The sequence below is a fragment of the Oceanihabitans sediminis genome, assembly GCF_003337215.1.
GTDB classification, from domain to species: Bacteria; Bacteroidota; Bacteroidia; order Flavobacteriales; family Flavobacteriaceae; genus Oceanihabitans; species Oceanihabitans sediminis.
In genome coordinates this window covers 547,633-570,785 of the sequence record NZ_QPIG01000002.1, presented here as the reverse complement: position 1 = coordinate 570,785, position 23,153 = coordinate 547,633, and the positions used below count along the sequence as shown (strand labels likewise).

Genomic DNA, 23,153 nt, shown 5'->3' with positions numbered 1-23,153 from the left:
CTCACCTCTTACCATTCCGAACAGAGAAGTTAAGCCCATTAGCGCCGATGGTACTACATTGTGGAAGAGTAGGTCGTCGCCTTTTTTAAACCCTTCATTATTTATTTAATGAAGGGTTTTTTTATGCTTTATTGTCAAGGTTATTGCTTCCAAATAATATTATTCATCAACTAACTAGGTACTAAAAAAGGTTTTATACTTATTAATTAAGCAAAGAACCTTTTTTAGTATAAGTTTATATTAGCTCTCCTATATATTTAATATGTTCTATATAAAAAGGAACTATATACTTGAGTTATTTCTTCTTAGATTTTTTGCCAAACATACTATCCATTATAGTGTTTATTCCTTTAAAGGCGAAATATATAGCACCTATACATGCAAGCGCTCCAGCTATTACTAAAGGATAATGCAAAGGTTTTTCAGGATTACTAAAACCAATATATAATAGTATTGGACCAATAAACATTAGTCCTAATGTAAAAAGCATTGTTTTTATTCCTTTAACCAATATTTCTTTATCTGTTCTATTTGTTTCCATCTTTAAAGTTTTGAATAGCTACTCTAACGCTTTTATGTTTTTTTAATAGATTTTCTGCTTCTTTATTAGAAACATTAATCTCTTGCATAATCATTTTTATACCTCTTTCTACAAGTTTGTTATTACTCAACTGCATATCTACCATTTTGTTTCCTTTTACGTGACCCAATTGAATCATGGTTGTGGTAGTAATCATATTAAGAATTAATTTCTGTGCTGTACCTGCTTTCATTCTTGAGCTTCCAGTTACGAATTCAGGTCCGACTATAGCTTCAATTGGAAACTGTGCAGTTTTGGAAAGAGGACTATTTTTATTGCAAGTTACGCAACCTGTTATAATATTGTTTCTATTACAAGCTTCTAGTGCAGCGATTACATAAGGAGTTGTTCCAGAGGCAGCAATACCAACTACAATATCATTTTCGTTTACTTTATACTCCTGTAAATCTTCCCAACCTAAATTGGTTGAGTCTTCTGCAAATTCAACAGCTTTTCTTATTGCAATATCTCCACCTGCAATGATTCCTATAACAAGATCGTGTGAAACTCCAAAAGTTGGAGGACATTCGCTTGCGTCTAGAATACCTAGTCTACCACTTGTTCCTGCTCCTAAATAAAATAATCTTCCTCCAGATTGTAGTTTATAAACTATTTGTTCTACTAGTTTTTCAATTTGCGGTAAGGCTTTTTCAACAGCTAATGGAACAGATTTATCTTCTGTATTTATATTTTTAAGTGACTCAGCAATACTCATCTTTTCGAGATGGTTATAATTGGAGTCTTGTTCTGTAGTTTTAATAAATGTCATTTTGTAAAAATAGGGATTTTTGTTTTGCGTTAGTGATGGAAACGGCATCCTTTTGCCTAAGCAAAAGATATAGTGTACAGCACGACAATACAAATTTCTGAAAAATTTGTATTGTAACGCCCAAATAATTTTATTCTATAGTATAATTTATTTCTGAAACTTCTGAGAGTCTGAAATAACCAAAAGGATAATTTTCTGGATTAGTTTGATTGATACAGTTTCCGCGGACGGTTGCAGGCTGCGTTTCAAATGGTCCGCCACCCGACTGACCGCTTTGTTGTAAAAGCACAAACATAAATTCATAAAAACGTTGAGAAACGCCATAGTTTCTTATAACAACACTTTGTCCTGGATTTAAATCTTCTTCTACATAAAACCCAAAAATTTCATTTCCGTTTACAAATTCATCTTTTAAAACAGAAAGGGTAGAAGTCACATTTAAACTTGGTGAAAACTCAAAGAAATAAAAATTTTCTTCTTCAGCAGGATCTGTGAAAAAGGCTTTAATTTCTGTGTCTTCTCCTGAAAAACCTCCTTCTAGATTTTGTTCGACATATTCAATGTCTGCTACGGGTTTTAAAGTTTCTGTAGCAATATATTCCTCACCTTTATAACTGATGTTTAGTGTATAAGTTTCATTTATAATTGGTGTGAAATTATTATTTTGATAGATTCCTGTATTTTCATCTTCTATAAAAAAATAGGTATTATTATTTGAATCTGTTATTATCACATCAGCGTTGTTGGCAGGTGTAACATGGTTTGTATAATAAGGAGCGGAAAGAGATAGCTTTATAGCTTGTTCATTGCCAGATGTTCCTTTAAACCAATTTATAGATGCGTCTATAACTAATTTAGGTTCTGTAGTTGGTAAATCTAGTTCTACAACATCTTCGCAAGAAATAACAAATACAGTTATAAAACATATAAGTATCTTTTTTATGAGTTTGTTGTGTTTTATATTTTGGATAAGATTATTCATGATTTAAAACTTAAAGTTATAAGAAACTGCTGGTACTATACCGAATATAGAAAGTTTTACAGATTCATTTTCTCTGGTATCTCTATTTTGTCTAAAGCTTATAGATGCGGCATTTCGTCGGTTATACATGTTATAAACACCAAATGTCCAATAGCTTTGCCATCCTTTTTTATTTTTAGGTTTTGGAGTGTAATTCGCTGAAATATCTAAGCGGTGATAAGTTGGTAATCTGTATTCATTTCTATTAGTATAACTAGGAATCTTTATACCGTTATATTCATATTGACCGTTAGGGTATGTGATTGGTTGTCCTGTCTGCAATAGAAAATTTGCACTTATAGTCCATTTAGGATTTAAATCATAGGTTCCTGTAATTGATATATCATGTGTTTTATCGTAAGCCGTACTGTACCAATTGCCATTGTTTATACCAGTTTCTGAAGTAGTTCTTCCCGGTGTTTGTTGTTCTGACTTAGACAAAGTATAGGCTAACCAACCTTTATACCGGCCTTCGTTTTTACGAAATAGCATTTCTAAGCCATAGGCTCTAGCTTTTCCGTTTAGTATCACTTGTTCAATTGCATCGTTAGCAATTAAATCGGCACCGTCTATATAATCAATTCTATTTTTTACTTTTTTATAGAAAGATTCCACTTCTAAAGAATAGATTCTGTCTTTAAAATTCTGGAAGTACCCTATTGCAACTTGATCTAGAATTTGTGGTTTTATGTATTTACCGCTAGGTGTCCAAACGTCTAATGGTGCAGGAGAACTTGTATTAGAAAGCAAATGTAGATATTGACTTAGTCTGTTATAACTCGCTTTTATTGAAGACTCATCGTTTAATTGATATGCCAAAGCTAATCTAGGCTCTAGGTTTCCAAATGTTTTAATTGCTTTGCTTTTACTGAAGCTCTCTGTACCTATGGGATTTGCTTTTTCGTAAATTTGAAGCTCTTCATTAAAAATAATTGGGTTGTTGTTTTCGTAAATATTCAATTCTTTTTGCCCTAAGCGTAAAAAGGAACTATACCGCAAACCATAAGAAGCTGTAAGTCTTTTAGAAATACTATGTTCTGTGTCTATATAAATCGCATTTTCTAAAGCATATTTATCAATTAATTTCCTGGTGTTTATTCCTGAAGTTTCTGTTGAAGGATTTATTTCTCCGGGATTAAAAGCATGGTATATACTGTTTAAACCATATTGAAGCTTTATTTTATTGTTTAGGTAATGTTTAAAATCATATTTTAAATTGAAGTTTTTTATTCCGGAGTCCCATTTAAATTCCACAAAATTCAGGTTTAACCCGTAGTAATAGTCTGAATAGATTAAAGACATATTAGAGAATAATTTATCTGAAAACAAGTGATTCCATCTAAAGTTTAAAACGGAATTTCCGTAAGTGTTTTTGAAGCTGTCGTTGATGCTAAATACATCTCTTCCGAAGTATCCAGATAGATAAATATTATTATTTGGATTTATTTTATAGCTTATTTTAGTATTTAAGTCATAGAAATAAGCCTTATTGTCTACATCAAAAAGTGGAAGAAATAAATGCGCATATGAACTTCTCCCTCCTAACAGGAAAGAAGCCTTTTCTTTTTTTATTGGTCCTTCTAATAATAATCTGCTAGAAACTAGTCCGATGCCCCCATTGGCATGAAACTCATTGCTATTTCCTTCTTTCTGATACATATCTAAAACCGAAGAAACGCGTCCGCCATACCTAGCAGGGATACCGCCTTTATATAGTTTTAAATCTTTAATTGCATCTGGATTAAACACAGAAAAGAAACCAAATAAGTGTGAAGAATTATAAATAGTAGCCTCGTCTAATAAAATTAAGTTTTGATCTGCTGCACCACCACGAACATTAAAACCAGAAGCACCTTCTCCTGCTGTAGTAACACCAGGAAGTAGAGTTATTGCCTTAATTACATCTGCTTCACCAAGAACTACCGGAATTTGTTTTATGGTGCTTGCAGAGAGAGCGTTTACACTCATTTGTGGTTTTTTAATATTTAATTTTTCTATATTTTCAATAATTACTACTTCGTCTAAATTTTCTGTAGCTTCTTTTAGTTTAAAGTTTTTGGTAATGTTTTGTGTTAGTTCTATAGTTTCCACTACATCTGCAAAACCAATATAACTTATAATAATTTGATAAGTACCTTCTGGTAAAGTAATAGAGTAGAAGCCATACTCATTAGTAGTAGTTCCTGTTTGTAAATCTGGAATAATAATATTTACACTTATCAAGGTTTCATTACTTGCTGCTTCTAGAATGGTACCGCTAAGTGTAAATTTTTCTTGAGCATGAATAAATGCAATGCTAAAGAAAAAAAGAAGGTATAAAAATAAATGCTTTTTAAACATAAAAATGATTTTACTTAAATGTATAAAAAAAGCCCCTAAAAAGGAGCTTTTTTATTAGTAACATTGTTAATTACTTTATTGTATTTAAAATACTGTTGAAGGTTTCACTTGGCCTCATAGCATTGCTAGTTAAACCATCGTTTGGCTCATAGTAACCATCAATATTTACAGGCTTTCCTTGTACTTCGTTAAGCTCGTTAACAATTTTAGCTTCATTCTCTAATAAGGATTTAGCTATTGGAGTAAAGGTTTCTTTTAGCTGTGCGTCTTTAGACTGGTTTGCTAAAGCTTCAGCCCAATACATTGCTAAATAGAAGTGACTTCCTCTGTTGTCTAACTCACCTGCTTTACGAGAAGGACCTTTTTTGTTTTCTAATAATTTCTCTGTTGCTTCATCTAAAGCTTCGCTTAAAACTAGAGCTCTTGCATTATCTGTTGATTCTCCTAAGTGCTCTAATGAAACTGCTAATGCTAAGAATTCACCTAAAGAATCCCAACGTAAGTGGTTTTCTTCAACAAACTGTTGTACGTGTTTTGGTGCAGATCCACCAGCTCCAGTTTCAAATAAACCTCCTCCATTCATTAAAGGAACAATAGAAAGCATTTTTGCTGAAGTACCTAATTCTAAAATAGGGAATAAGTCTGTTAAGTAATCACGTAATACGTTTCCAGAAACAGAAATAGTGTCTTTACCATCTTTGATTCTTTCTAGTGTAAATTTAGTTGCAGAAATAGGATCTAAAATTCTAATGTCTAATCCTGAAGTATCGTGATTTGGTAAATATGCATTTACTTTTTTGATTAGTTGTGCATCGTGTGCTCTGTTTTCGTCTAACCAGAAAACAGCAGGAGTTTGAGAAGCTCTAGCTCTTGTAACAGCTAATTTTACCCAGTCTTGAATAGGTGCATCTTTTACTTGACACATTCTCCAGATATCACCAGCTTCAACTTTATGCTCCATTAAAGTGTTTCCTTTAGAGTCGATTACTTTAACCGTTCCGTTTTCTGCAATTTCGAAAGTTTTATCATGAGAACCATATTCTTCTGCTTTTTGCGCCATAAGTCCAACGTTAGGAACAGTTCCCATTGTTGTAGGATCAAAAGCACCGTGTTCTTTACAGAAATCTATAGTTGCTGTGTACATTCCTGCATAACTACTATCTGGAATAACAGCTTTTGTATCTTGATGTTTTCCTTCAGCATTCCACATTTGACCAGAAGTTCTAATCATTGCTGGCATAGAAGCATCAATAATTACATCACTTGGTACGTGTAAGTTTGTGATTCCTTTATCGCTATTTACCATAGCTAAGTCTGGACCATTAGCAAATACCTCTTGGATATCGGCTTCAATTTCTTTGCGTTTTGCTTCAGGTAATTCTTGAAGTTGTGCTACTAGGTTACCAAAACCATTATTTACATCTACACCAATTTTTTCAAAAGTATCTCCGTGCTTTTCAAAAAGATCAGCAAAGAATACACGAACAGCATGACCAAAAATAATAGGGTCACTTACTTTCATCATCGTAGCTTTCATATGTAATGAAAACAGAACGCCTTGTTTTTTAGCGTCTGCAACTTGTTCTTGTAAAAAGCTGATTAATGCTTTTTTGCTCATTACCGTTGCATCGATGATTTCACCTTCTAATAATTCTAAGTTTTCTTTTAGGTAAGAAGTGTTTCCGTTTTCTGAAACAAATTGAATATTGATACTATCTGCAGCATCCATTACAACAGACTTCTCGTTGTGAGCGAAATCCCCATGAGTCATTGTTGCTACATGTGATTTAGAGTCTTTGCTCCAAGCTCCCATAGAATGTGGGTTCTTTTTTGCATAGTTCTTAACCGCTTTTGGTGCACGACGATCTGAGTTTCCTTCACGTAATACTGGGTTTACAGCACTACCTTTTACTTTATCATATCTTGATTTAATATCTTTTTCTTCAGCTGTTTTAGGCTCATCTGGATAGTAAGGTAATGCGTATCCTTTTGCTTGTAATTCTGAAATAGCTGCTTTTAATTGCGGTACAGAAGCACTAATATTTGGTAATTTAATTATGTTTGCTTCTGGCTTTTTAACTAATTCTCCTAATTCTGCCAATGTATCATTTACTCGTTGGTCTTCTGGTAACATATCAGAAAACACCCCTAAGATTCTTGCTGCTAAAGAAATATCTCTAGTCTCTACTTTAACTCCTGCAGAGTTTGTAAATGCTTGAACTATTGGTAAAAATGAATGCGTAGCTAAAGCTGGAGCTTCATCTGTTTTTGTATAAAAGATTGTAGAAATTTTTGTCATGTTTAATTAGTTTGAATAATAAAAGATTGCTTCCAATTTAAGAGTTGCAAATATACAAAAAATCAGTTGCTTATAGAAGTGTGAAGGATGTAGATATTAAGATTTACAAAGACTTTAAAAAACTATAGCCTTTTTTATGAAATATGATTTATTCTACCTTAATATTGTACATACTTAATAGCCCGATAAGTCCTTCTTGACTAAATTTTGCTCCTTTTAATTTATTTCTTTCTGGATGGATAGAATAATTCTTTGCTGAAGTAAAATCAGCTTTTTCAAGATTACTATTATCGAAAGTTGCTTCTGCTAAATTGCAAATTTCAAAAGAAGCGTTAACTAAGTTTGTTTCAGTAAAGTCTACAGCTTGTAAGTTACAAGTGTGAAATTTTGTATTTTTTAGATTCAGTTTATAAAAGGAAGCCAAGCTTAAGTTGCAATGATTAAAACTGCATTCTAGCAAAAAGGGATTACATTCATATAATGGAAAGCCTAACATTTTACAATTAGAAAAACTTATATTTTTAAAAGAAGCTCCCTTGATTTTTATGTTACTAAGGTTACAATCTATAAATTCACAATCTGAAAATGAGATATTAGAAAGAAAGCTATTGCTTAAATCACATTCTGTAAAAGTACAATTATCATATTCTGCTTTGGGTAATTCTGAAATGGTAAAATCTACATTATTGTATGTTTTGTCAACTATTAAAGGAAGGTTCATGTTTTCAATTTAAATGCGAATATAGGAAATAGGGAGGAAGATTTTATACAAAATACAAAAGCCATATCACATAGATTTTACCCTTGTCTGATATGGCTTTTTTGAAATAGTTTAACTTTGTCTTTCGATTTCAGTTTCCCTATTTCAATAAAACATTTTATACATGTAACTTCAAAATAAAATGACTTGTTACTAAAATGTTTTAGTTAATTATTTTTCTTTATGCCTAGCTATAATGTTTCACTGAGTGATTCATGTTTTGTAGACACTGCTTCATTTCTAGTTATCACTTTCGTTTAACTATATACAGAAGCTTTCTGTCTTTTGTGCCAGATTAAGGACACTTTTTAAGACTTCATGGTTTTCGGAAAACATAATAATATACATTTCTTATAAACCTCAAAAAATAATTATAATAAGAACGTGTGTTTAATAGAATTTCAATTTTCATTCTTTCTAAAAGAAACCCACCTTTTGTGGTTTGTAATTCTATTGCTAATATAAGTCAGATTCTTGATAAATCAAATGAATTTAACACATTAGTTTTCAGTGGGTTATCAACACGGATTGTTAACATTTGTTCATAAAAAAAGCCTTGATTTCTCAAGGCTTTTTAAAATTATGAACGTTTATTAACGTCTTTCTTCTTTAATTCTTGCTTTCTTACCAGTAAGACCTCTGAAGTAGAAGATACGTGCTCTACGTACTTTACCTCTTTTGTTTACTTCGATTTTCTGTAAAGCAGGTAAGTTGATAGGGAAGATACGCTCTACACCAATTGTTCCAGACATTTTTCTAATTGTGAATGTCTCTGATGTTCCAGTTCCTCTGCGTTGTAAAACAACACCTCTAAAGAACTGTGTACGTACTTTTTCTCCTTCTCTAATTTCGTAATACACTGTAATAGTGTCTCCAGCTGCGAACTCTGGAAAGTCTTTTTTTGTTACAAACTCGTCTTGTACAAATTTTACTAAAGATTCCATCTTTATTGATTTTATTAGTTATTTCAAGGTAACATTCACGATTCTCGCCAGAGGTTAACTCAAAAGTGGTGCAAATATAAGTAATAATTAAGAATAGACAACCAAAAATTATATTTTTTGATGTGTATTTTCATTGCCAAAAAGGAATAATTTTATTCATCAAGCAAATCAGGTCTTCTTTCTTTTGTTCTCTTATATGCTTGTTCTTCTCGCCATTTTTCTATTTCAGGGAAATTCCCACTAAATAGAAGTTCTGGGACTTTCCATCCCTTATAATCTCTAGGTCTTGTATAAATAGGTGGTGCTAATAAGTTATCTTGAAAGGAATCTGTTAGTGCAGAAGTTTCATTTCCTAAAACTCCAGGAATTAATCTAATAATAGCATCACATAAAACTGCGGCTCCTAATTCACCTCCAGATAAAACGTAATCTCCAATAGAAATTTCACGTGTTATAAATTGGTCGCGTACCCTTTGGTCTACACCTTTATAATGTCCGCAAAGAATAATAATGTTTTCTTTTAAAGATAAATGATTAGCAATTCCTTGGTTTAAGGTTTCGCCATCTGGAGTCATATAAATGACTTCGTCGTAATCTCTTTCAGATTTTAGTTTAGAAATACATTTATCTATAGGTTCGATCATCATTACCATTCCAGCGCCTCCGCCAAATTGGTAATCGTCTATGGTTTTATAGTTATCTGTAGTATAATCGCGTAGATTGTGAAAATGTACTTCTACTAAATCAGCTTCAATTGCACGCTTTAAAATAGAAGCTTCAAATGGGCTTTTTAGTAATTCTGGTAAAACGGTTATAATGTCAATTCGCATTGTATAGATGTAAATAGTTCAGCCTTTTGAAACTGAAAAAGGATTAAAGAAAATGGAATTGTATATTCTAGTTGTTGTTCTTTTGTTTGTTTAGTTCGTCTTGCAATTGTCTTCTAACTTTTTGCTCACGTTCTAAAGCTCTTTTTCTGTGCTCTTCAAATTCTTCTTCGATATCAGCTAAAGCTTTATTAGCATTTTTTGTTATAGCATTACTGCTTTTAAATTTGAATATAAAAAGTAATAATAGGGCTAATAAACCACCAATTATTGACCACATTAAAACATTGTAACCAGACTTACTCATAGGGAAACCAAATAAAGACATGCTGTCTTTTTCAAGATTAGTTTGCTCTAAAGTATTCTGTGTATCTGATAAGCTTTCTTTTAGAGAAGTAATTTCTTCTGCTTGTTTATCTACAATTGCTTGGGTGTCTAGTAAGTTTTTTTGAACAGCTTTTAAAGAATCTAAAGTATGTGCTTTTAGGCTGTATAACCAATTTTTCTTTACAACTTTATACTCTTGGTAGTTGTTAGATTTTGTTATAACATATTCAAATTGATTATCTATTGTTCCACTGTTTAAAGATAGTTTTTCCTCGTCTTCCTGCGTAGTTTGTGCACTAATATTGATTGAAAAAAGTGAAACGGATAGAACTACAATAAATTTTGAGATATTCATTAGGGGTATGTTGATTTTATGAGTTACGAAAATAATAAATTATGTTTAGTATATTTGATTTAATTGAAAAGCCTCACAAAAATGTGAGGCTTTAATATATACGATGCTAAATAAAATTTAGATCTTCCCCATATAGGTTTTTTGTATAATCTATCTTTATTTATCTACTTAATAGAAGTTAAATAGACTGATAAAGAGTTTACTACTAATAGTAAGTGTGACGTCTAACTTTAGCAATATATTTTGCTAATCGTATAACTTGGTGGCTATATCCGTACTCATTATCATACCATATATATAGTACAACGTTTTTACCATCTTTTCTTACAATAGTTGCTTTACTATCGTAGATAGAAGGAGCAGAGCTACCAACAATATCACTAGATACTAATTCGTCACTTAATTCATATTTAATTTGCTCTACTAAGTCACCTTCAAGAGCATATTTTTTCATGATAGTATTCATCCCTTCAACAGAAGTTGGGTTTTCTAGCTCTAAATTTAAAATAGCTAAAGAACCATTAGGAACAGGAACACGAATAGCGTTAGAAGTTAATTTTCCTTCAAAACTTGGTAAAGCTTTAGATACTGCGCTTCCTGCACCAGTTTCTGTAATTACCATGTTTAAAGCAGCAGCACGTCCACGTCTATATTTTTTATGGAAGTTATCTACTAAGTTTTGATCGTTAGTATATGCGTGAATAGTTTCTAAGTGACCTGATTTTACTCCAAAAGAATCTTCCACAACCTTTAAGATAGGCGTAATAGCATTTGTAGTACAAGATGCAGCAGAGAAAATATTTACTTCATCAGGATTGTTTTCTAAGTGGTTTACACCGTGAACAATATTAGGAACACCTTTTCCAGGAGCAGTTAATAATACTTTATCTGCACCTTTAGATTTTAAATGTCTGCTTAAAGCTTCTTTATCTCTAAATGCTCCAGTATTATCAATTACTAATGCATCTTTAATCCCGTATTTTGTATAGTCAATATCTTCTGGCGCGTTTGCAGAAATAATATTTACTGAAATACCATTAATGATTAAAGCACTGTTTTCTACATCAACAGAAACGGTTCCTAAGAAATCACCATGTACAGAATCGTTACGTAATAACGAAGCTCTTTTTTCTAATACAACTTTATCTATAGCTCCACGAGTAACAATAGCTCTTAAACGTAATTGGTTTCCTTTTCCAGCCTTGCTAACTAATTCTCTAGCAACTAAACGACCAATTCTTCCAAAACCATATAGAACTACATCTTTAGGTTTGATTGTTTCGTTATCGCTAGCTCCTTTAAGTTTAGCAGAAACAAAGGCAGTAGCATTGTTGTATTTATCCTCTTCCATATGATATTCATAGGTAAGTTTTCCTATGTCTAACTTTGCTGGTGGGAGATCTAATGTTTTGATAGCTTGAGCTATTTCTACAGAATCAAAAATAGAAATAGGTTTTTGAACAAACTCACAAGCGTATTCGTGAAGGTTTAAAATTTCGCTAACATTTCTATCAATTAATTGATTTCTAAAAATAACTAATTCAATAGATTTGTCATACCAAAGGTCACTAACAATTTTAATAAATTCTACAGTAGCTCTACGTCTATCTGCTTGAAAAGCTAATTCGCTTTCATAAGTTTCGTTAATAGGCATTGTTAAAATATTTTTTTGTGTTGTTTACGTTTTTTCAACATGGCAATAAGCCCTAGTTGAATTTGGGTGCAAAAGTAACACATTTTTAACGTTTTAGTTACTAAATATTATATAAAAAACGCTCTAGGATGTACTAGAGCGTTTAGTGTTGTTGTTGAATACTATATCTTATCTAAAGTTATAGCGTTCTTTCTCGCCTTTAGAATTAATTAATTCAATACGTAGCAATTCATTTGGGTGTCTGTTTTTTAAAACTTCCTGAACATCTTCTATACTATTTACTTTAGAATTATTGATGGAAGTTATAATGTCTCCTTCTTTAACACCGTTGCTTATCCAATAACTTAAATAGCTTTTATTGGTAGTAAGTCTAGATATTTTTACTCCATTTTTAGTTTTATATTTTCTTAAGTCTTCTGGCTTAGCATTTTTTATTATACCTATAATAGGTACTGCTAAAGTTTGATTTTTAAGTAAGGTTACAGAGAATGTTTTTTGTTTTCCGTCTCTTAACACGGTAACATTTACCACATCGTTAGGGCTTTTAGAGTTTAAAAACCCTTTTAAATCTGTGAATTTTTTAATCTTAATATTTTCAATTTTTTGAATAACATCTCCGCTTTTTAATCCAGCCATATCTGCTCCAGAATCTTCCTCTACCTCTTCAATATAGAATCCTTCTGTTGTTTCTAGTCCGAATTTCTCTGCATAACCCGCACTTACAGAACCTCCGGTAACTCCTAAAATTCCATGCTGAACATTACCATACTCCATAATGTCTTGCACAACCTTCCTTGCAATATTACTTGGTACCGCAAACGAATATCCTATATATGAACCAGTTTGCGAAGTAATTGCTGTGTTTATACCAATTAAATCTCCGTTAGTATTTACTAGAGCACCTCCAGAGTTTCCTGGGTTCACAGCAGCATCGGTTTGTATAAAAGACTGGTTTTGTAATCCTGATAAATCTCTAGATTTTGCACTAATAATTCCTGCAGTTACGGTAGAAGTTAGGTTAAAAGGATTACCAACCGCTAAAACCCATTCTCCAATTTTTGCTTGATCGCTATCACCAAAGGTTGTAAAAGGTAATTCTTCTTCTGGATCAATTTTAATTAAAGCAATATCTGTTTTATCATCTGCACCAATTATTTTGGCATCGTAAGTTTTATTGTTATTTAAAGTAACCGAAAGTTCCCTAGAACCTGCAATTACGTGATTGTTGGTAATAATATAACCGTCTGGTGAAATAATAACTCCAGAACCAGAACCTACTTGTGAACGTTGTGGTTGTCTTCCAAAAAACAAATCTTCAAAAGTCATTTGTCTAGAGTTTATGGTTACGTTTTTAACGTGAACTACTGTATGAACGGTTTTTTCTGCAGCACTAACAAAACTAACTTCGGTATCTGCTATAAATTTAGCGTTTGTTGTATTGCTAACAGGGAATGTGAAAGCTTGTTCTTGATTTGCTAGTGGTGTATTATTTTCTTCTTTTTCAATAAAAGTCTTGTAAGCACCTAGAGTTAAGGCTCCTCCTAATGCTGAAACAAATAACATGGTTAAAATCTTCTTCATCTTTTTCTGTTTAGTTTAAAAGGTTAACGATTAAATTTAAAAATTTGTTGCTCAATAAATTCAACTTTAACGAGTATTTAACACCCCAAAAAACCGTTTAATATCACTATATTTGTCGCATTAATTTCTATTTAATGACAAATACTTTTTATAAATACCAAGGTGCCGGTAACGACTTTGTGATGATAGATAATCGTCAAGGTAATTTTAACAAAAAAGATGCCAAATACATTTCTTTTTTGTGTGACAGGCGCTTTGGTATAGGAGCTGATGGCTTGATATTATTAGAAAATCATGAATCTGCAGATTTTAAAATGGTTTATTTTAATGCAGATGGAAATGAAAGCTCTATGTGTGGTAATGGAGGAAGATGTATTGTAGCTTTTGCTAAGTATTTAAATATTGTAGATAAGGCTACTACTTTTGAAGCCATAGATGGTATGCATAAGGCCGTGATTGATGGTGAAACTATCCAACTACAAATGCAAGATGTGCATGATGTAAATAGTTATGAAAAGCATGTGTTTTTAGATACAGGATCACCACATCATGTACAAATTGAAAAAGATTTAGAAAATTTAGAAATTAAATCAGTAGGTGCTAAAATAAGATATGGAGCTCCTTATCATTCTGAAGGGACTAATGTAAACTTTGTTTCAAAAATTGCTGATGACATTTTTGCAGTAAGAACTTATGAACGTGGGGTAGAAGGTGAAACTCTTTCCTGTGGCACGGGAGTAACTGCAGTAGCACTTGCTATGAATTATATAGGGAAAACAGAAAAAAATCTCATTACTCTAGAAACCAAGGGAGGGAAACTTCAAGTGTCTTTCCAGAAAAACGGAGATTCATATCAAGATATTTGGCTAATTGGTCCAGCAAAACAAGTTTTTAAAGGCACAATTTCATGATAACATTAAAAGGCAAACAAATATATCTGCGTGCTTTAGAACCTGAAGATTTACAATTCATTCATACTATTGAAAATGATGAAAGTATTTGGGAAATTAGTAATACCCAAACGCCATATTCTAAATATTTAATAAAACAATATTTAGAACATGCTCATAAAGATATTTACGAAGTGAAACAATTAAGGCTAGTAATTTCTAGTTATGATGATGAAGCACTTGGTATGATTGATATTTTTGATTTCGACTTTAAAAACCGAAGAGCAGGAATTGGAATTTTAGTAAAAGAAGAAGCTAATAGACAAAAAGGTTTTGGAAAAGAAGCTTTAAGTTTGCTGATTAATTATTGCTTTACGCACTTAGATTTACACCAATTATATTGTAATATTTCTGAAGATAATAAAGCAAGTATTCAACTTTTTACAGGCCAAGGGTTTAAAGAAATTGGACTAAAAAAAGATTGGAACTACCTTAACGGAAAATTCAAAAACGAATATTTATACCAACTCATTCATAAATAAATGTACATTAAGAAAATACTTTTAGCAATCGCTTTAATCGGACTAGTCGTTGCGGCATTTTTTGCAAACTTCGTATATAAAGCAATGTTTAAACCAAACACCGCTTTTAATAATGAAGAAGCATATATTTACATTCCCTCCGACGCAAAATATAAAGATGTTCAGCAGCAACTATCTTCTCTTTTAATAGATTTAGAATCTTTCGATGCTTTAGCTAAACAAAAAAAATATACTTCAAACATAAAGGCTGGGAAGTATGCTATTAAAAAAGGAATGAGTAATAATGATATTATTAATACCATTAGAAGCAAAAACTTACCAATAAATATAGCCTTTAATAATCAAGAAACTATTGAAAAATTAGCAGGAAGAATTGCCTCTCAAATTGAAGCAGATAGTTTAAGCTTATTGCAGGCAATGACAGACAAAGCCTTTTTAAATGAAAATAACTTTTCTGATAAAACAGCTTTGGGAATGTATATTCCCAATAGTTATGAGTTTTTCTGGAATACTTCAGCCGAATCTTTTAGAGCTAGAATGTTAAAAGAATACAATAGATTTTGGAATGAAAAGCGATTAGCAAAAGCAAAGGCATTAAACTTAACTAAAGATGAAGTTATGACTTTAGCTTCTATAGTTCATGAAGAGTCTAAACAAGCAAGTGAACAACCAAGAATTGCAGGTGTTTACTTAAATAGAATACGAATTGGTATGCCCTTACAGGCCGATCCAACCTTAAAATATGCAGCTTATCAATTACCAGAATATAAAAACACCATTATTAAACGTGTTTTAAATGTGCATAAAGAAATTGAATCTCCTTACAATACTTATAAGAATTTAGGATTGCCTCCTGGGCTTATAGCTATGCCGGATATATCAGCTATCGATGCAGTTTTAAATTTCGAAACACATAAGTATTTGTATTTCTGCGCAGATGCTAAAAATTTAGGCTTTCATAAATTCGCAAAAACCTTAGCACAGCATAATGCAAATGCTAGAGAATATCAAAGCTATTTGTCTAGACAAGGAATAAATAAGTAATCTTGAAAAGACTTTTCCTTATTGTATATTTTTTGGTTGTTTCTACTAGTCTGTATTCACAATCTAAAATGAATGCTTTTCTTACACCAAGCGATACGCTTCATAAGCAGAGAAGAAACGCTATAATTATGTCTGAAGCTTCCGTTGTCGGACTAACTTTAGTTGGTTTAAACCAGCTTTGGTATGCAGATTACGAGAAGTCAAAGTTTCATACGCTTGATGATAATGCTGAGTGGTTGCAAATGGATAAGTTTGGCCATGTGTTTACATCCTATCAAATGGGTAGAGCAGGAGCAGAGCTTTTAAATTGGTCTGGAGTTAGAGAAAAAGACCAATTATTATATGGCGCAACTCTAGGATTTGGTTTTTTAACTGCTGTAGAAATTTTGGATGGATATTCTAAAGAATGGGGTTTTTCTTGGGGCGATGTGCTTGCAAATGCTTCCGGTACCGGCTTGTATATTGGACAAGAGTTGCTATGGAAGGAGCAACGTATCTCTTTAAAATATTCTTTCCATAGAACAAAATACGCCAAGCAGCGACCAGATAAGTTGGGAGAAGGCTTTTTAGAAGAAATATTAAAAGATTATAATGGACAAACTTATTGGTTAAGTGCAAACCTGCATTCCTTTGTAAAGAACGAAAAAATACCAAAATGGCTAAATATTGCTTTGGGTTGTGGCGCAGATGGAATGCTTACAGGAATTTCAGAACCAATCGACGGAATGTCTAGTCCACAGCAAAGAGCAAGACAATATTATCTAAGCTTAGATGTTGATTTTACTCGTATAAAAACAAATTCTCACCTATTGAAATCCGTTTTCAGTATTTTAAACGTACTTAAGGTGCCATTTCCAACATTGGAGTTTCATGATGAAAGTGGTTTTAAGTTTCATCCTATTTATTTTTAAATGAATCTTTTAGAACGGTAAATCGCCCAATTTAAAAGTTATTTTTTAGGCTAACTGTCTGATTTTGAGGTTTAGAAATAAAGTTGTATATTTGCAAGCTGAAATTTAAAAGTGACTATTACTAATAATTGTTGCTGAAAAATATTTCTATATGATAAAAAACATTGTAAAGTTTAGCTTATTGTTTGCTATTTGTACATTATTAAAGCTTTCCTTTTCATCGGAAGCTTTTGTAAATTTCATTCATTTTGAAGAACAAGAAGAATTAGCAACCAATTACGAAAGCCAACATTTTACGTTTCACACTCCAAAAGAAAAATTCACACCAACTTTAGGGAAATCATTTGTAGGTTTTAAGGAAGCATTAGCTTTTAAAGAATCTAGAGGAGATTATTTTGTTGTAAATGAATTTGGATACCTTGGTAAATACCAATTTGGTGCTGAAACATTAAAAACTATTGGGATTTATAATCCAAATCAATTTTTAAAGAATCCAGAATTGCAAGAAAAAGCATTCATAGCAAATGCACAACGTAATAAATGGATTCTACGTAAAGACATTAAGCGTTTTAACGGAATGACTATTAACGGTGTGTATATTACCGAGTCAGGTATTCTTGCTGCTGCACATCTTGCAGGACCAGGAAGCGTAAAAAAATACTTAAGAAGTTTTGGTAAAACAGGTTTTAAGGATGCTTTTGGAACTTCTATACGTTCTTATATGAAAAGGTTCTCTGGTTATGATACCTCTTCTTTAAAAGCAAATAAAAAAGCAAAAGCTACGACTGTTTAGGTTTTAGTTTTTATGAATTATAAATATGGTTGGTCTTTTATGAAGTTCGACCATATTTTTTTTCCACTCTTGAACAGATTTTGTTTTAATAAACTCTGTTGGAAGCGTGATATCACAAGCAACACAAACCTGTGTATTGTTTCCTAATGCCTGACAGATGTCTTCAAGCATTTTATTGTTTCTGTAAGGTGTTTCAATAAATAACTGAGATTGGTTCTTTTCAAAAGAAAGACGTTCTAAGTTTTTTAGTTCTTGTTTTCTTTCTCCTTTATCAATAGGTAGATAGCCATTAAAAGTAAAACTTTGGCCATTCATGCCAGAGCTCATAATAGCTAATAGGATAGAAGAAGGACCTACAAGAGGAACAACCTGTATGTTTTTAGAGTGTGCAATTTTAACAACATCGGCACCGGGATCTGCTACCCCAGGACAACCAGCTTCAGAAAGAATTCCTACGTTTTTACCTTCTAAACACGGATCTAAATAGGTTGGTAGTTCGGTTATTTCGGTAAATTTATTTAAAGGAAATAAAGTTAGAGTAGATTGTTTTTTGCTAGGATGGATGCTTTTGATAAAGCGTCTAGCTGTTTTTTCATTTTCTACAATAAAAATATCAATTTGTTCTATTACTTTTTTTACTGAAATAGGTAAAACCTCTAATGGCGCATTATCACCAAGTGTTGTAGGAATTAAATATAATTTTCCAATAGTTTTATCCATGATTTTAGTATTCTAAATTAAAGTATGTTGTTTGTTTCAAGCTTCTTGTGTGTTTTCTGATACTTGTTTTGTTGAAATAAACACAAAAAATCCAAACATTAAAAGCTTATAAATTTACAATTATTTTAGGGGAAGAAAGGGCTGTAAAACGAATTATCTTAGTTCGTAAGATTTTCTTTTATAACATCTGTAGCTTCGTCTAGCATTTTAAACACGTTTTCAAATCCTTGTTGCGTGTCTGTATAAGGATCAGGAACATCGTAGTTTTGATTCGGGTATACTTGGTTTAAAATGAGTTTTACTTTAGCTATATCTGTTTCATTTCTAGCTAGCTTTACAACATTTTTGAAGTTTGAGTTATCCATCACGTAAATGAAGTCAAATGCATCAAAATCGGAAACTTTAAATTGTCTACCTCGTTGGTTAGTAATATCGATACCGTATTTTTTTGCCACTTTAATAGAGCGACTATCAGGAAGCTCACCAACATGGTAGTTACCTGTACCAGCAGAATCAACTTGGAATTTATCTTTCGGAAGCTTAGCTTGTAAAATACCTTCAGCCAAAGGCGAACGGCAAATGTTACCAAGGCATACCATAAGTATTTTAGTCATAAAAATTTATTTAAAAAGATTTATAAATTTAAACCGAAAGCTTCTTCGTTAAGTCTTCTACGTATTTTTTAAACTGCTTATCTGTAGAAGATAAGTTGTCTACTGTTTTACAAGCATGTAGTACGGTAGCGTGATCACGTTTTCCAATTTGAGAACCTATACTTGCCAAGGAAGCTTTAGTTAGTTTCTTTGCGAAAAACATTGCTAGTTGTCTAGCTTGTACAATATGACGTTTTCTCGTTTTAGATTGAAGCGTATCTACATCCATTTGGAAATAATCAGAAACTATTTTCTGAATATAATCTATAGAAACTTCGCGCTTCGTATTTTTAACAAACTTCTCTACAACTTGTTTAGCAAGTTCAATAGTAACTTCTTTTTTGTTGAAAGAAGATTGTGCGATTAAAGATATAATTGCTCCTTCAAGCTCTCTAATGTTGGACTTAATGTGTTTTGCAACATATTCAACAATATCATCAGGCATTTCAACTCCGTCACGATATAGTTTGTTTTTTAAGATAGACACACGAGTTTCAAAATCTGGACTTTGTAATTCTGCAGAAAGTCCCCATTTAAATCTAGATAATAAGCGTTGCTCAATATCTTGCATATCTACAGGAGCCTTGTCACTTGTTAAAATAACCTGCTTTCCGTTTTGGTGTAAATGGTTGAAAATATGGAAGAACACGTCTTGTGTTCCAGATTTACCAGATAAAAATTGTACATCATCAATAATTAAGATGTCAATTATTTGATAGAAATGAATAAAGTCGTTTCTGTTATTCTTCTTTACAGAATCTATATATTGTTGTGTAAATTTTTCAGCTGAAATAAATAAGACCGTCTTTTCTGGGTACTTATCTTTTATATTAATACCAATAGCGTGTGCTAAATGGGTTTTTCCTAAACCTACTCCTCCAAATATTAATAATGGATTGAAAGAAGTACCTCCAGGCTTGTTTGCAACTGCTAATCCGGCACTTCTAGCCAAACGGTTAGAATCACCTTCTAAGAAGTTGTCAAAGCTGTAGTTAGGGTTTAACTGCGATTCTATTTTAATATTCCTAATTCCAGGTATAACAAATGGGTTACGCAGTTCTGGGTTTTTATTATTTAATGGAATATCAACATCCTGCGTTTTCATTGCAGATCTGTTTGAACTTGGGATTTTCTCAGTAAAAGGTTGCTTGTTGCCATAAGTGTTTTCCATTTTAATAATGTAAACAAGTTTGGCATTCTCTCCTAATTCCTTAGTAAGTGCACTTTTTAAGATTTTTACATAGTGCTCCTCTAACCATTCGTAAAAGAATTTGCTTGGTACCTGAATGCTTAAAGCGTTATCTGCAAGTTTAACTGCAACAATTGGTTCAAACCAAGTTTTATAAGCTTGCGGTTGGATGTTATCTTGTATAAAATGAAGACAGTTAGTCCATACCGATTGCGCAGTGATACTCATTATAATTAGTGAAATTTAGTGTTATTAAATAAGAGGAATTGCATTTCCTCGTCTATTGTTTATAGCTCGACAAATATGTGAACAAAATTCTTAATAAAAAAATCTTTAAGGGTTGATTATTAAGAAAAAATTTCGCATGTTTAAACGAAAGGTCAAACTACAAAAAATAAATCAAATTTACGAATGCAAGACAATGAAATTTTAATAAGAATTAGATACGGTGAAACCGATCAAATGGGAGTAGTACATCACGGAAATTACGCATTATACTTAGAAATGGGTAGAACAGAGTGGTTAAGATCATCTGGGATTTCATACAGCCAGATGGAGAAGGACGGCGTTATGTTGCCGGTGATTTCTATGTCTTTAAATTTTAAAAAATCTGCGCATTATGATGAGGTGATTAGGGTGAAAACGAAACTCACAAAAACACCTTCTGTAAAGATAGAATTTGATTATGAGATTACTAATCAGGCGGGTGAACTTTTAGTAGAAGCGAATACTGTTTTGGCATTTATTAACATGCAAACAAAACGCCCAATGCGATGTCCAGATTATATCTTAGAAAAATTAGAAAAGTAGTTTTTAAACTTCTATAATTTTAATCTCAAATAGATTATCAAAAGTTTCAAATATTTCTTGAGATTTACTTTTTCTAACAGAAATAAAAACTTTACAATCTAATTCTAGAATCTGATTCGTTACATTCAAATTCTTCTCTTTTATAATACGCATCACTTTATTCATGTTTTTGTATTCAAAAGAGATGCAATATTCTATGTTAATAGTCTTCTTAACAATTTTTGAAGCTTCTAAAGCTAACTGAGCTGTGGTTCGGTATGCGTTTATTAATCCTCCAACGCCAAGTTTTACTCCGCCATAATAACGTAGTACTATAATAAGAATGTTGGTAAATTCAAAAGATTGTATTTGTCCGTAAATAGGCATTCCGGCGCTATTGTTAGGTTCGCCGTCATCATTTGCCCTGTAAGTCAGGTTTTTTTCATCTGTACCAAATTGGTATGCATAGCAAAAATGTCCTGCTGTATGGTGTTGTTTTTTTAATTCTTCTAGATGCTCTTTGACCTCTTCTTCTGTAGTAACAGGAAAGGCATAGCCTAAGAATTTAGAATTCCTGTCTTTAAATAGAACTTCTTCCGAAGGTTTTGTAATTGTTTTATAGGTGTCTTTTTCTTCCATTTATGCTAAAGTAACTAATACAATAGAAATTATTGCAAGTAGAATTCCTATCCAGTTCTTCTTTTCTAATTTTTCTTTAAATACAATTAGTCCAATTATTGTAGAAAGCATCACTATGGCCACATTGTTTACGGTAAATATAGTAGAACTTTCAACACCTTCATATTGTAGCGCTTTTAGTAACATATATATGGAGTAGTAATTTACAACTCCTAAAAGGATTCCTCCAAAAATACTTCGGTAGTCAAATTTAAAAGTTCCTTTTATAGCTTGTACAATTAAGGTTCCTACGCCTATAATTCCTGCAAAACAAAATATAGTTGCCGAAAATACCGGAACATCATTTTGTGAAACATAAGAGGATTCTACGTATTTAATAGTTGTGTCTATGGTTCCTGAACCTAAAAATAAGATAATTGGAAGCCATAAACTTTTTAAATTTACTTTGTTTGTTTGTGTTTTCACCGAAGTTAGATACACCGCAACTAAAGCCAAAATAATACCAATTCCTTTTTGCCAGCCTAAACTTTCTTGATAGGCATATAATCCAAAAAGTATAGGAATTACAACACTCATTTTTCCTGCAACTGCAGTAACAGAAAGTCCGTTACGTTGTGCTGTTAAAGCCATAACGTTAAAAATTGTAATAAAAAGAAAACCTAAGAATATAGCTCCCCAAAACCAATCTTCACTTACAATTTTAGTAACATTTATAGTTTCGGAATAGGCTAGTATACCAGTTAAACAAGCAGTGAAGTAATTTGCTACAATGGCTTGTATGGTGTTAATTTTATACTTTCCAAGTTGCTTGAAAATTATAAATATACAGGTAGAAGCTAGTATGCTTAGTAAAAGGTATATCAAAATAACTCTTTTTTAATGTTGAAAAGATGTATGACATCCTCTTTGGTTTCATCAATATTCCAAACGTGAATTCCCAGTTCTCTTGCGGCTTCTGTGTTTTCTTTTGTATCGTCGATAAACAATGACTCTTCCGGTTTTATGTTGTTTTCGTTTAAAACGAATTCGTAAATATTACTGTTTGGTTTTCGTAATTGAATTTCATGCGAAAGGTAGAAAGCATCAAAGCATTTTTTGAAATCTTCGTAAAACGAAACTTTTTCTTTAATCCAATTTATATGAAGCTCATTGGTATTACTTAATAAAATAAGTTTGTGTTTTTTTTCTGAAGCTAGTTTCTGAATAAACTCCAATCTGTATGTAGGAAAGTCTTTTAGAATATAATTCCAAGCATCTATGATTTCTTCTTCGCTTAACTTTGGAAAATTTTCTTTGTAAAACGATACAAATTCTTCGGTTTCAAGCAAGCCTTGTTCGTATAAGGTGTTAATTGCAACAAGTTCTTCCGGAAGCTCTTTTTCTTCAAATAAATCTAAAGCATTTTGCATGGCTCCAGCTTTATCTAGATTTATAAAAACGTCTCCGAAATCAAATATTAGTGTTTTAATCATATTTTAAGTTGTTTCAATAAAATTTGAAACTTGATTTTTAGTGTTATAAAACTC

At 31.9% G+C, this 23,153-nt stretch carries 23 protein-coding genes and 1 rRNA gene; 7 read left to right on the top strand and 17 right to left on the bottom strand.

Going from position 1 to position 23,153, the window contains the following annotated elements; translation table 11 throughout:
• Positions 1–85: ribosomal RNA gene (gene rrf, locus DU428_RS08350) — 5S ribosomal RNA — on the top strand; the annotation flags it as partial.
• 210 nt (positions 86–295) lie between these two features.
• Here rrf and DU428_RS08345 read toward each other — a convergent pair.
• The 11 genes from DU428_RS08345 to DU428_RS08295 form a co-directional block, all read right to left on the bottom strand.
• On the bottom strand, positions 296–541 hold the full coding sequence (locus DU428_RS08345; protein WP_113965909.1) for a DUF6095 family protein: 246 nt from the start codon (positions 539–541) through the stop codon (positions 296–298).
• Positions 528–1,349: an N-acetylmuramic acid 6-phosphate etherase gene (gene murQ / locus DU428_RS08340; RefSeq protein WP_113965910.1), complete on the bottom strand. Its 822-nt coding sequence runs from the start codon at positions 1,347–1,349 to the stop codon at positions 528–530. The genes DU428_RS08345 and murQ overlap by 14 nt, the downstream gene beginning before the upstream one ends.
• Positions 1,350–1,479: 130 nt before the next feature.
• On the bottom strand, positions 1,480–2,331 hold the full coding sequence (locus DU428_RS08335; protein WP_113965911.1) for a DUF4249 family protein: 852 nt from the start codon (positions 2,329–2,331) through the stop codon (positions 1,480–1,482).
• Between the two features lie 3 nt (positions 2,332–2,334).
• Positions 2,335–4,710, bottom strand: coding sequence for a TonB-dependent receptor (locus DU428_RS08330; RefSeq protein ID WP_113965912.1), 2,376 nt, complete (start codon positions 4,708–4,710; stop codon positions 2,335–2,337).
• Between the two features lie 70 nt (positions 4,711–4,780).
• Positions 4,781–7,009 carry an NADP-dependent isocitrate dehydrogenase gene (locus DU428_RS08325; RefSeq protein WP_113965913.1) on the bottom strand — a complete coding sequence of 743 codons (2,229 nt, stop codon included), beginning with the start codon at positions 7,007–7,009 and terminating at the stop codon, positions 4,781–4,783.
• A 148-nt stretch (positions 7,010–7,157) separates the two neighbouring features.
• Entirely contained in the window at positions 7,158–7,730 is a 573-nt protein-coding gene (locus tag DU428_RS08320) for a pentapeptide repeat-containing protein (protein WP_113965914.1), read from the bottom strand.
• A 632-nt stretch (positions 7,731–8,362) separates the two neighbouring features.
• A complete protein-coding gene (gene rplS, locus DU428_RS08315) occupies positions 8,363–8,713 on the bottom strand; it encodes a 50S ribosomal protein L19 (RefSeq protein ID WP_072351559.1) in 351 nt (116 codons plus the stop codon).
• A gap of 152 nt (positions 8,714–8,865) precedes the next feature.
• Entirely contained in the window at positions 8,866–9,543 is a 678-nt protein-coding gene (gene trmD, locus DU428_RS08310; protein WP_072351560.1) for a tRNA (guanosine(37)-N1)-methyltransferase TrmD, read from the bottom strand.
• Positions 9,544–9,610: 67 nt separating this feature from the next.
• Positions 9,611–10,222, bottom strand: coding sequence for a tRNA (guanine-N1)-methyltransferase (locus DU428_RS08305; RefSeq protein WP_072351561.1), 612 nt, complete (start codon positions 10,220–10,222; stop codon positions 9,611–9,613).
• A 205-nt stretch (positions 10,223–10,427) separates the two neighbouring features.
• Positions 10,428–11,876, bottom strand: a complete 1,449-nt coding sequence (locus DU428_RS08300; RefSeq protein ID WP_072351562.1) for a glyceraldehyde-3-phosphate dehydrogenase — start codon at positions 11,874–11,876, stop codon at positions 10,428–10,430.
• Positions 11,877–12,044: 168 nt separating this feature from the next.
• Positions 12,045–13,457 (bottom strand): trypsin-like peptidase domain-containing protein, encoded by a 1,413-nt coding sequence (locus DU428_RS08295; protein WP_113965915.1) that lies wholly within the window; start codon positions 13,455–13,457, stop codon positions 12,045–12,047.
• 134 nt (positions 13,458–13,591) lie between these two features.
• Between DU428_RS08295 and dapF the strand changes: the two genes are divergently transcribed.
• From dapF to DU428_RS08270, 5 genes are all read left to right on the top strand, one after another.
• Positions 13,592–14,368, top strand: a complete 777-nt coding sequence (gene dapF, locus DU428_RS08290; RefSeq protein ID WP_072351564.1) for a diaminopimelate epimerase — start codon at positions 13,592–13,594, stop codon at positions 14,366–14,368.
• The gene (locus tag DU428_RS08285; protein WP_072351565.1) at positions 14,365–14,889 is read left to right on the top strand and encodes a GNAT family N-acetyltransferase; all 525 of its coding nucleotides are present in this window, start codon (positions 14,365–14,367) and stop codon (positions 14,887–14,889) included. The genes dapF and DU428_RS08285 overlap by 4 nt, the downstream gene beginning before the upstream one ends.
• Positions 14,890–15,933 (top strand): endolytic transglycosylase MltG, encoded by a 1,044-nt coding sequence (gene mltG, locus DU428_RS08280; protein WP_072351566.1) that lies wholly within the window; start codon positions 14,890–14,892, stop codon positions 15,931–15,933.
• Between the two features lie 2 nt (positions 15,934–15,935).
• Positions 15,936–16,844, top strand: a complete 909-nt coding sequence (locus tag DU428_RS08275; RefSeq protein WP_072351567.1) for a DUF2279 domain-containing protein — start codon at positions 15,936–15,938, stop codon at positions 16,842–16,844.
• A 151-nt stretch (positions 16,845–16,995) separates the two neighbouring features.
• Positions 16,996–17,637 (top strand): lysozyme family protein, encoded by a 642-nt coding sequence (locus DU428_RS08270; protein ID WP_072351568.1) that lies wholly within the window; start codon positions 16,996–16,998, stop codon positions 17,635–17,637.
• A 3-nt stretch (positions 17,638–17,640) separates the two neighbouring features.
• Here DU428_RS08270 and DU428_RS08265 read toward each other — a convergent pair whose 3' ends face one another.
• The 3 genes from DU428_RS08265 to dnaA all read right to left on the bottom strand — a co-directional run bounded on the left by DU428_RS08265 (position 17,641) and on the right by dnaA (position 20,427).
• Positions 17,641–18,357, bottom strand: coding sequence for an SAM-dependent methyltransferase (locus DU428_RS08265; RefSeq protein ID WP_113965916.1), 717 nt, complete (start codon positions 18,355–18,357; stop codon positions 17,641–17,643).
• A 158-nt stretch (positions 18,358–18,515) separates the two neighbouring features.
• Entirely contained in the window at positions 18,516–18,971 is a 456-nt protein-coding gene (locus DU428_RS08260) for a low molecular weight protein-tyrosine-phosphatase (RefSeq protein ID WP_072351570.1), read from the bottom strand.
• A gap of 28 nt (positions 18,972–18,999) precedes the next feature.
• Entirely contained in the window at positions 19,000–20,427 is a 1,428-nt protein-coding gene (gene dnaA, locus DU428_RS08255; protein ID WP_072351571.1) for a chromosomal replication initiator protein DnaA, read from the bottom strand.
• Positions 20,428–20,610: 183 nt separating this feature from the next.
• On the opposite strand from dnaA, the gene DU428_RS08250 reads away from it, so the two are divergent.
• Positions 20,611–21,009 carry an acyl-CoA thioesterase gene (locus DU428_RS08250; RefSeq protein ID WP_072351572.1) on the top strand — a complete coding sequence of 133 codons (399 nt, stop codon included), beginning with the start codon at positions 20,611–20,613 and terminating at the stop codon, positions 21,007–21,009.
• Positions 21,010–21,012: 3 nt separating this feature from the next.
• Here DU428_RS08250 and DU428_RS08245 read toward each other — a convergent pair whose 3' ends face one another.
• The 3 genes from DU428_RS08245 to DU428_RS08235 are packed head-to-tail and all read right to left on the bottom strand — an operon-like array spanning position 21,013 to position 23,099.
• Positions 21,013–21,627: an IMPACT family protein gene (locus DU428_RS08245; RefSeq protein ID WP_113965917.1), complete on the bottom strand. Its 615-nt coding sequence runs from the start codon at positions 21,625–21,627 to the stop codon at positions 21,013–21,015.
• Positions 21,628–22,491, bottom strand: coding sequence for an EamA family transporter (locus DU428_RS08240; protein ID WP_072351574.1), 864 nt, complete (start codon positions 22,489–22,491; stop codon positions 21,628–21,630).
• Positions 22,488–23,099 (bottom strand): HAD family hydrolase, encoded by a 612-nt coding sequence (locus tag DU428_RS08235; protein ID WP_072351575.1) that lies wholly within the window; start codon positions 23,097–23,099, stop codon positions 22,488–22,490. Before DU428_RS08235 ends, DU428_RS08240 begins: the two co-directional genes overlap by 4 nt.
• Positions 23,100–23,153: the final 54 nt, after the last annotated feature.

Bases quoted from the DNA above. Each gene is read 5' to 3' on its own strand.
- DU428_RS08345 (WP_113965909.1), bottom strand. From the start codon at position 541: ATGGAAACAAATAGAACAGATAAAGAAATATTGGTTAAAGGAATAAAA.
- murQ (WP_113965910.1), bottom strand. From the start codon at position 1,349: ATGACATTTATTAAAACTACAGAACAAGACTCCAATTATAACCATCTC.
- DU428_RS08335 (WP_113965911.1), bottom strand. From the start codon at position 2,331: ATGAATAATCTTATCCAAAATATAAAACACAACAAACTCATAAAAAAG.
- DU428_RS08330 (WP_113965912.1), bottom strand. From the start codon at position 4,710: ATGTTTAAAAAGCATTTATTTTTATACCTTCTTTTTTTCTTTAGCATT.
- DU428_RS08325 (WP_113965913.1), bottom strand. From the start codon at position 7,009: ATGACAAAAATTTCTACAATCTTTTATACAAAAACAGATGAAGCTCCA.
- DU428_RS08320 (WP_113965914.1), bottom strand. From the start codon at position 7,730: ATGAACCTTCCTTTAATAGTTGACAAAACATACAATAATGTAGATTTT.
- rplS (WP_072351559.1), bottom strand. From the start codon at position 8,713: ATGGAATCTTTAGTAAAATTTGTACAAGACGAGTTTGTAACAAAAAAA.
- trmD (WP_072351560.1), bottom strand. From the start codon at position 9,543: ATGCGAATTGACATTATAACCGTTTTACCAGAATTACTAAAAAGCCCA.
- DU428_RS08305 (WP_072351561.1), bottom strand. From the start codon at position 10,222: ATGAATATCTCAAAATTTATTGTAGTTCTATCCGTTTCACTTTTTTCA.
- DU428_RS08300 (WP_072351562.1), bottom strand. From the start codon at position 11,876: ATGCCTATTAACGAAACTTATGAAAGCGAATTAGCTTTTCAAGCAGAT.
- DU428_RS08295 (WP_113965915.1), bottom strand. From the start codon at position 13,457: ATGAAGAAGATTTTAACCATGTTATTTGTTTCAGCATTAGGAGGAGCC.
- dapF (WP_072351564.1), top strand. From the start codon at position 13,592: ATGACAAATACTTTTTATAAATACCAAGGTGCCGGTAACGACTTTGTG.
- DU428_RS08285 (WP_072351565.1), top strand. From the start codon at position 14,365: ATGATAACATTAAAAGGCAAACAAATATATCTGCGTGCTTTAGAACCT.
- mltG (WP_072351566.1), top strand. From the start codon at position 14,890: ATGTACATTAAGAAAATACTTTTAGCAATCGCTTTAATCGGACTAGTC.
- DU428_RS08270 (WP_072351568.1), top strand. From the start codon at position 16,996: ATGATAAAAAACATTGTAAAGTTTAGCTTATTGTTTGCTATTTGTACA.
- DU428_RS08265 (WP_113965916.1), bottom strand. From the start codon at position 18,357: ATGGATAAAACTATTGGAAAATTATATTTAATTCCTACAACACTTGGT.
- DU428_RS08260 (WP_072351570.1), bottom strand. From the start codon at position 18,971: ATGACTAAAATACTTATGGTATGCCTTGGTAACATTTGCCGTTCGCCT.
- dnaA (WP_072351571.1), bottom strand. From the start codon at position 20,427: ATGAGTATCACTGCGCAATCGGTATGGACTAACTGTCTTCATTTTATA.
- DU428_RS08250 (WP_072351572.1), top strand. From the start codon at position 20,611: ATGCAAGACAATGAAATTTTAATAAGAATTAGATACGGTGAAACCGAT.
- DU428_RS08245 (WP_113965917.1), bottom strand. From the start codon at position 21,627: ATGGAAGAAAAAGACACCTATAAAACAATTACAAAACCTTCGGAAGAA.
- DU428_RS08235 (WP_072351575.1), bottom strand. From the start codon at position 23,099: ATGATTAAAACACTAATATTTGATTTCGGAGACGTTTTTATAAATCTA.